Annotated in this window: 9 protein-coding genes and 1 pseudogene; 2 read left to right on the top strand and 8 right to left on the bottom strand. The window is 68.1% G+C overall.

Annotated features, from left to right (window positions below; all coding sequences use genetic code 11):
- The 7 genes and pseudogenes from JHD63_RS21010 to JHD63_RS20980 form a co-directional block, all read right to left on the bottom strand.
- Positions 1-510, bottom strand: a pseudogene (locus JHD63_RS21010) (hypothetical protein); the annotation flags it as partial.
- Positions 511-549: 39 nt separating this feature from the next.
- Positions 550-1,113, bottom strand: a complete 564-nt coding sequence (mobB, locus tag JHD63_RS21005; RefSeq protein ID WP_255519313.1) for a molybdopterin-guanine dinucleotide biosynthesis protein B — start codon at positions 1,111-1,113, stop codon at positions 550-552.
- A gap of 65 nt (positions 1,114-1,178) precedes the next feature.
- Positions 1,179-2,606: a threonine synthase gene (gene thrC / locus JHD63_RS21000; RefSeq protein ID WP_198972749.1), complete on the bottom strand. Its 1,428-nt coding sequence runs from the start codon at positions 2,604-2,606 to the stop codon at positions 1,179-1,181.
- Positions 2,603-3,007 carry a type II toxin-antitoxin system VapC family toxin gene (locus JHD63_RS20995; protein ID WP_198972748.1) on the bottom strand — a complete coding sequence of 135 codons (405 nt, stop codon included), beginning with the start codon at positions 3,005-3,007 and terminating at the stop codon, positions 2,603-2,605. The genes thrC and JHD63_RS20995 overlap by 4 nt, the downstream gene beginning before the upstream one ends.
- Positions 3,004-3,261, bottom strand: coding sequence for an AbrB/MazE/SpoVT family DNA-binding domain-containing protein (locus tag JHD63_RS20990; RefSeq protein ID WP_198972747.1), 258 nt, complete (start codon positions 3,259-3,261; stop codon positions 3,004-3,006). Before JHD63_RS20990 ends, JHD63_RS20995 begins: the two co-directional genes overlap by 4 nt.
- 51 nt (positions 3,262-3,312) lie before the next feature.
- Positions 3,313-4,635 (bottom strand): homoserine dehydrogenase, encoded by a 1,323-nt coding sequence (locus tag JHD63_RS20985; protein WP_198972746.1) that lies wholly within the window; start codon positions 4,633-4,635, stop codon positions 3,313-3,315.
- 47 nt (positions 4,636-4,682) lie between these two features.
- Positions 4,683-5,906 (bottom strand): pyridoxal phosphate-dependent aminotransferase, encoded by a 1,224-nt coding sequence (locus JHD63_RS20980; protein WP_198972745.1) that lies wholly within the window; start codon positions 5,904-5,906, stop codon positions 4,683-4,685.
- Between the two features lie 93 nt (positions 5,907-5,999).
- Here JHD63_RS20980 and JHD63_RS20975 point away from each other — a divergent pair, with 93 nt between their 5' ends.
- Positions 6,000-6,383: an Mth938-like domain-containing protein gene (locus JHD63_RS20975; protein WP_198972744.1), complete on the top strand. Its 384-nt coding sequence runs from the start codon at positions 6,000-6,002 to the stop codon at positions 6,381-6,383.
- 155 nt (positions 6,384-6,538) lie between these two features.
- Positions 6,539-7,018, top strand: coding sequence for a peroxiredoxin (locus JHD63_RS20970; protein ID WP_198972743.1), 480 nt, complete (start codon positions 6,539-6,541; stop codon positions 7,016-7,018).
- 242 nt (positions 7,019-7,260) lie between these two features.
- Here JHD63_RS20970 and JHD63_RS20965 read toward each other — a convergent pair.
- The coding region (locus JHD63_RS20965; RefSeq protein ID WP_198972742.1) for a hypothetical protein at positions 7,261-7,538 on the bottom strand (278 nt) is incomplete at its 5' end.

The following is a 7,538-nucleotide window of genomic DNA, read 5'->3' as shown; positions in this document are numbered from 1 at the left end:
CCCCCCCCCCCCCCCCCCCCCCCCCCCCCCCCCCCCCCCCCCCCCCCCCCCCCCCCCCCCCCCCCCCCCCCCCCCCCCCCCCCCCCCCCCCCCCCCCCCCCCCCCCCCCACCCCCCCCCCCCCCCCCGACACCTCCACTAGGTTCTCTTCGTCGGCAGCGTCAGATGTGTATAAGAGACAGGCCGTGCCCGGCGGCAGCGGTCGCGGCGCCTGGCCGGCCGCGATGCGCTGCGCCACCGGCAGCACGGCGCCGGGCCGGGCGCAGTCGGCGCTGCGCACGGCGTAGCCGTCCATGGCGCTGTTGTCCTGCGGCGGCACCTGCAGTTCGGACACCAGGTCCTCGGCCAGCACGCGGCCGTCGGCGTCGAAGGTGGAGACGGTCTCGGTGCCGGCCAGCGGCAGCGCGTGCGACAGCAGTTCGGCCAGCGCGTCGTCGAGGGAGGTCAGGGTCTTGCGCGGGCTGCCGTCGAGCAGCGGCGGCGCGGCGTTGGGGGCTAGGGGTTCGGACATGGGGCGATTGTCACGCCAAGCCTGCGCCCCATCACGCCGTCAGGGCAAGGGTGGGCGGTAGTGGAAGCGCGCGCCGTTCGCGGCCAGCCAGCGCGCGATCAGCGGCACGTCGTTCAGGTCGAGCACCGGCAGCGCGGTGGGCTCGGGCAGCGCGCCGGGCCGGTCGGTGGCAATGGCCTGCACGGCCGGGTCCTGCGGGTAGCGCACGGGGTTGGCGGCGTGGCCGGCGGTGGGCGCGCGCCAGATCTCGATCTTGGGCAGGTCGCTGCCGCGAAAGCCCTCGACCAGGACCCAGTCGACGCCGGGATCGATCTCGGCGATCAGCGCATGCACCTCGGGCTCGCGCGGCGCGGGGTACTCGCGCATCAGCGCCAGCCGCAGGTCGGAGGCCACCAGCACCTCGCAGGCGCCGGCCTTGCGGTGGCGCCAACTGTCCTTGCCCTCGTGGTCGATGTCGAAGCGGTGGTGCGCATGCTTGACCACCGCTACGCGCGCGCCGCTGGACACCAGCAGGCCGATCAGCGGCTCCAGCAGGGTGGTCTTGCCCGCGCCGGAGTAGCCCGCGAAACCGACGACCTTCATGCGCGAATGCTCCTGAAACAATAGCTGAAAGCCCAGGAAACACCTGGGCTACAAGCACTTTTCACTTGCAAGATGCCGGAAAGCGGCTACTGGCAATGCTCGGCGATGTACTGCTTGACCCGCTGCGCGTCGGCCGGCAGCACGGTCACGCGCTTGGGCAGGGACTCGATGCCTTCGAACTGCCTGGGCCGGTCCGGCTCGCGGCCCAGCGCCTCGACGATGGTGGCGGCGAACTTGATCGGCAGCGCCGTCTCCAGCACGACCATGGGCACGCCGGGCTGGAGCTGCTCGCGCGCCACCTTCACGCCGTCGGCGGTGTGGGTGTCGATCATGGTGCCGAAGCGCTCCCAGGTGTCGCGGATGGTGGCCAGCCGGTCGGCATGCGTGCTGCGGCCGCTGGCAAAGCCGTAGCGGCCCGAGGCGTCGGCGAAGGACGGATGCGCCTGCAGCGCGAAGCGCCCGGTGCGGCCCAGTTCGTCGGCGAACAGGCGCCTGACCTCGGCGCCGTCGCGGCCCAGCAGGTCGAACACGAAGCGCTCGAAGTTGCTGGCCTTGGAGATGTCCATCGACGGGCTGGAGGTCTCGTGCGTGTCGGCGCCGGCGCGCACGCGGTAGACACCGGTGCGGAAGAACTCGTCGAGCACGTCGTTCTCGTTGGTGGCCACCACCAGGCGCTCGATCGGCAGGCCCATCATGCGCGCCACGTGGCCGGCGCAGACGTTGCCGAAGTTGCCGCTCGGCACGGTGAAGCTCACCTTCTGCCCGTTGCCGCGCGTGGCCTGGAAGTAGCCGGCGAAGTAGTAGACGACCTGGGCCAGCAGGCGCGCCCAGTTGATCGAGTTGACGGTGCCGATCTTGTAGCGGCGCTTGAACTCGGCATCGTGCGACACCGCCTTGACGATGTCCTGGCAGTCGTCGAACACGCCTTCGATGGCGATGTTGTGGATGTTGGCGTCCTGCAGGCCGAACATCTGCGCCTGCTGGAACGGGCTCATGCGGCCGTGCGGGCTGGTCATGAACACGCGCACGCCGCGCTTGCCCTTCATCGCGTACTCGGCCGCGCTGCCGGTGTCGCCGCTGGTGGCGCCGAGGATGTTGAGCTCCTCGCCGCGGCGGCCCAGTTCGTACTCGAACAGATGGCCCAGCAGCTGCATGGCCATGTCCTTGAAGGCCAGCGTCGGGCCGTTGGACAGGGCTTCGAGGTAGAAGCCGTCTTCCAGCTCGCGCAGCGGCACGATCTCTTTCGTGCCGAACACGGCGGCGGTGTAGGTCCGGTCGCAGATCGCGCGCAGGTCGGCGGCCGGGATGTCGTCGATGTAGAGCGACAGGATCTCGAAGGCCAGCGCGGCATAGCCCTGCTCCTGGTAGACGCGGCGCAGTTCGCCCAGCCGCGCCTCGCTGATCTGCGGATAGTGCTCGGGCAGGTACAGGCCGCCATCGGGCGCCAGGCCTTCCAGCAGGATGTCGGAGAAGCGCTTGCGCGCGGGGTGGCCGCGGGTGGAGAGGTAGTTCATGCGGAAGGACAGATCAATGCCACGTCGGGAAAGTAGGTCTGGATGCGCTTGCTGTCGCGGGTGAGCAGCGTCCATCCCCGCACGTTGGCATGCGCGCCAATGAAAAAGTCGGGGAGCGTTGCGGCACGCTGGCCGCCCGCATGGCGATAGCGGGCATGGGCCTGCGCGGCCTGGAACGCCATGTCCTGGTCGATCGGGTCGAGTCCGATACGGACGTCCCGCAGGAAATCGGCCAGATCGGACTGGCTCCCGAAGTCGCGGGCGATCTCTGCGTAAACGATCGCGTTGATGAAAAGCGGGCCCGCCGATGCGGCCTGCAGCAGATGCTCTTCGCTCCAGTCGTACCATTGGGACGTGCCCTCGACCAAGTCGATCAGCACGTTGGCGTCGACCAAGGTCATCGCATCGCTTCCTCGCCACGGGTGAAGCGCATGATGTCCTCGGTCGACTGCTTCAGCACCCCGGTTCCCCGCCACTTGCGCAGCGCCGCCCGGAGGTCTTCCACATCGCGCTTTTCGGGGGTGGCCACCGTCATGCGCACACTGCCGTCGGGCAGCGGCTCGTATTCCACTTCCTGGCCCGGTGCGACCTTCAGGTGCTGGCGGATCGCCTTCGGAATGGTGACCTGGCTCTTGACGGTGAGTGCGTAGCCCATACAGCCTCCAAAAGTAATACCTTATATTGTATTACCAAGTATTCAGCCGCGTCAGGCCAGCTCTTCCTTGCGAATCCGCACGATCGGCGCCAGCACCGTCGGCAGCGCCTGCATCTGGGCGATGGCGGCGTCCATGGTGCCTTCGCGCGTGTCGTGCGTGAGGATGATCAGGTCGGTCTGGGTGGCGCCCTCGCCGCCGACTTCGTCGGCCTCGCGCTGCAGCACCGCGTCGATGCTGATGCCGGCCTCGGCCAGCAGGCCGGTGACCTTGGCCAGCACGCCGGCCTGGTCGGCCACGCGCAGGCGCAGGTAGTAGCTGGTGACCACCTCGGCCATGGGCAGCACCTGCAGGTCGCTCATGGCGTCGGGCTGGAAGGCCAGGTGCGGCACGCGGTTGCCCGGGTCGGCGGTGTGCAGTCGAGTGATGTCGACCAGGTCGGCGATCACCGCGCTGGCGGTGGGCTCGCTGCCGGCGCCCTTGCCGTAGTACAGCGTGGTGCCCACGGCATCGCCCTGCACCACGACCGCGTTCATGGCGCCCTCGACGTTGGCGATCAGGCGCTTGGCCGGCACCAGGCTCGGGTGCACGCGCAGCTCGACGCCCTTGTGGGCGCGCTTGGTGATGCCCAGCAGCTTGATGCGGTAGCCCAGTTGCTCGGCGTAGCGGATGTCCTGCGCGGCCAGCCTGGTGATGCCTTCGACGTAGGCCTTGTCGAACTGCACCGGGATGCCGAAGGCGATGGCCGACATCAGCGTGGCCTTGTGCGCGGCGTCCACGCCTTCGATGTCGAAGGTCGGGTCGGCCTCGGCATAGCCCAGGCGCTGCGCCTCCTTGAGCACCACGTCGAAGTCCAGGCCCTTGTCGCGCATCTCCGACAGGATGAAGTTGGTGGTGCCGTTGATGATGCCGGCGATCCACTGGATGCTGTTGGCGGTCAGGCCTTCGCGCAGCGCCTTGATGATCGGGATGCCGCCGGCCACGGCCGCCTCGAAGGCCACCATCACGCCCTTCTTGTGCGCGGCCTCGAAGATCTCCGTGCCGTGCACCGCCAGCAGCGCCTTGTTGGCGGTGACCACGTGCTTGCCGGCGGCGATGGCCTCCAGCACCAGTTGCCGGGCCACGCCATAGCCGCCGATGAGTTCGACCACGATGTCGATCTCGGGGTTGGCGATGACCTTGCGCGCGTCGTCCACCACCTGCACGCCCTCGCCCACCGCGGCCCGGGCGCGCTCCACGTCCAGGTCGGCCACCATGGTGATCTCGATGCCACGGCCGGCGCGGCGGCGGATCTCTTCCTGGTTGCGCCTGAGCACGTTGAACGTGCCACTGCCCACGGTGCCGATGCCCAGCAGGCCTACTTGAATCGGTTTCATATCAATCTTGAGAACAAAAATGGCTTGAAGCCCAGGCAGCACCTGGGCTACGCGCTACGCTTTCGATAGCTTTCGAGAAAGCGCGCAATGCGGCCGATGGCCTCGCGCAGGTCGTCCTCGTGCGGCAGGAAGACGATGCGGAAATGGTCCGTCGTCGGCCAGTTGAAGCCCGTGCCCTGCACCAGCATCACCCGCGTCTCCTGCAGCAGCTCCAGGAAGAACTGGCGGTCGTCGGCGATCGGGTACACCGCCGGGTCGAGCCGCGGGAACATGTAGAGCGCGGCCTGCGGCTTGACGCAGGTGACGCCCGGAATGGCGGTGATCAGCTCGTAGGCCAGGTCGCGCTGGCGGCGCAAGCGCCCGCCCGGGCCGACCAGTTCGTCGATGCTCTGGTAGCCGCCGAGCGCGGTCTGGATCGCCCACTGGCCCGGCACGTTGGCGCACAGGCGCATGTTCGAGAGCATGTTCAGGCCCTCGATGTAGTCCTGCGCCCGGCGCTTGTCGCCCGAGAGCACCAGCCAGCCGGCGCGGTAGCCGCAGGAGCGGTAGCTCTTGGACAGCGAGTTGAAGGTCAGCGTCAGCACGTCCTCCGACAGGCTGGCGATCGCCGTGTGCCGGACGCCGTCGTACAGCACCTTGTCGTAGACCTCGTCGGCGAAGATCACCAGGCCGTGCTGGCGCGCGATCTCGACGATGCTCCTGAGCAGCGCGTCGGAGTACAGCGCGCCGGTCGGGTTGTTCGGGTTGATCACCACGATGCCCTTGGTGCGCGGCGTGATCCTGGCGCGGATGTCGTCCAGATCGGGCATCCAGCCGTCGGACTCCTCGCAGCGGTAGTGCACCGGCGTGCCGCCCGACAGGCTGGTGGCCGCGGTCCAGAGCGGGTAGTCGGGCGCCGGCAGCAGCAGCTCGTCGCCGTCGTTGAGCAGCGCGTTGGTGGCCATCGCGATCAGCTCGGAGGCGCCGTTGCCCAGGTAGATGTCGTCCAGCGCGACGCCCTTGATGCCCTGCTGCTGGGTGTAGTGCATCACCGCCTTGCGCGCCGCGAAGATGCCCTTGCTGTCCGAGTAGCCGGCCGAATTCGGCAGGTTGCGGATCATGTCCTGCTGGACTTCCTCCGGCGCATCGAAGCCGAACACCGCTAGGTTGCCGATGTTGAGCTTGATGATCTTCTGGCCTTCTTCCTCCATCTGTTTCGCGCGGTCCATGATCGGACCCCGGATGTCATAGAGGACGTTGGCGAGCTTGGCGGATTTCTGGATGGCCTTCAAAGTCCCTCCGGGAGGATGCAAGTGCGGGTAAACCTATAATTGGACCACAAGTCCCGCACACTCCCCAGGCCCCGCGCCGCCCCGCCTCCCCCCATGAAACTCCAGCCCGACACATTCGACGTGCCGGCCATCACCGGCTACGGCCCGGGCTGGCTGGCCGTGGACCGCGAGCGCATCGAATCGAGCGTGGTGATCAGCTCGCGCGGGCAGCGGCTCGCATGGAACTGCGGCCGCTTCGAGGACCTCACGGCCGGGCACTTCGCGCTGCTGGCGACGCTGGAGGCGGAGCTGGTGATCTTCGGCAGCGGCCAGCGCGGCCGGTTCCCGGTCGCGGCCTGGCTGCAGCCCCTGATCGCGCGCCAAATCGGCCTGGAGGCGATGGACACCGCGGCAGCCTGCCGCACCTACAACATCCTGGCCGGCGAGGGCCGCCACGTGGTGGCCGCGCTGCTGCTGGAGCCGCCCGGCAACCCCTGAGGCCGGAAGGCCCATCGGCCGGCGAAACCCCGGCCGGAACGGTCAATGGTAAAATCGGAGACTGCGGTTGGGGGCCGGAAGGAAGAGCCAGTCAGATCGATGGCGCGTCCCCCGGCTTTCAACGACCACATCCTGGCACAGGAAATAGAACTCATATGGCGATCGTTGTCAACAAGCCCATTCCCGAATTCGAAGCGAACGCCACGAACGGAATCAAAGTATCCAACACGTCCCACCTGGGTCACACGGTCATCCTGTATTTCTACCCCAAGGACAATACACCGGGTTGTACTACGGAAGCGATGCAATTCCGTGACCGCTACAAGGATTTCGTGAAGGCCGGCGCCACCGTGTTCGGCGTCTCGCGCGACAACATGAAGTCGCACGACGAATTCAAGGCCAAGCTCGAGCTGCCCTTCGAACTGATCGCTGACACCGAAGAGAAAATGTGCCACATGTTCGGCGTGGTCAAGAACAAGATCATGTACGGCAAGAAGGTCAAGGGCATCGAGCGCAGCACCTTCCTGATCGGCGCGGACGGCGTTCTGGCGGCCGAATGGCGCGGCCTGAAAGTGCCGGGCCACGTCGACGAAGTGCTTGCCGCGGTCAAGGAAATCAACCGCAAGGCCGCTTGATCTGCGGATTTGCAACGCGGCGCATCAGCAGCCGGCCGGACCATCCGGCTCATGCATAATGATTTCATGACGCAGGCCTTTGCAAGCGCGCTCACCACCGAAAGCCGTCTGGGGTTCCAGGCGGCTTTTTTGTTTTTTGCCCCGTCGCCCCCACCTCTGCCCTCTGTCTCTTCCGCGAGCTGAACGCCCATGCCCCTGCCTCCCGCTCCCACGAAACGCGCTGCCATCCTTCCCGTCGAGGCCTATGACGCGCCGGCCGCCGCGCCCGGCAGCCGCTCCGCGGGGCGGCGCGCCGACGCCGATCGCGCCGAGGCGCCGGTGGAACTGCGCGCGGTGCCGGCGCTGTCTCTTATACACATCTCCGAGCCCACGAGACCGTACAGGAAATCTCGGATGCCGTCTTCTGCTTGCAAAGGGGGGGGGGGGGGGGGGGGGGGGGGGGGGGGGGGGGGGGGGGGGGGGGGGGGGGGGGGGGGGGGGGGGGGGGGGGGGGGGGGGGGGGGGGGGGGGGGGGGGGGGG

Source organism: Xylophilus sp. ASV27 (assembly GCF_016428875.1).
Classification (GTDB): domain Bacteria; phylum Pseudomonadota; class Gammaproteobacteria; order Burkholderiales; family Burkholderiaceae_C; genus Xylophilus.
The sequence above is the reverse complement of the archived record's forward strand: the minus strand, read 5'-3'. Positions and strand labels throughout refer to the sequence as shown.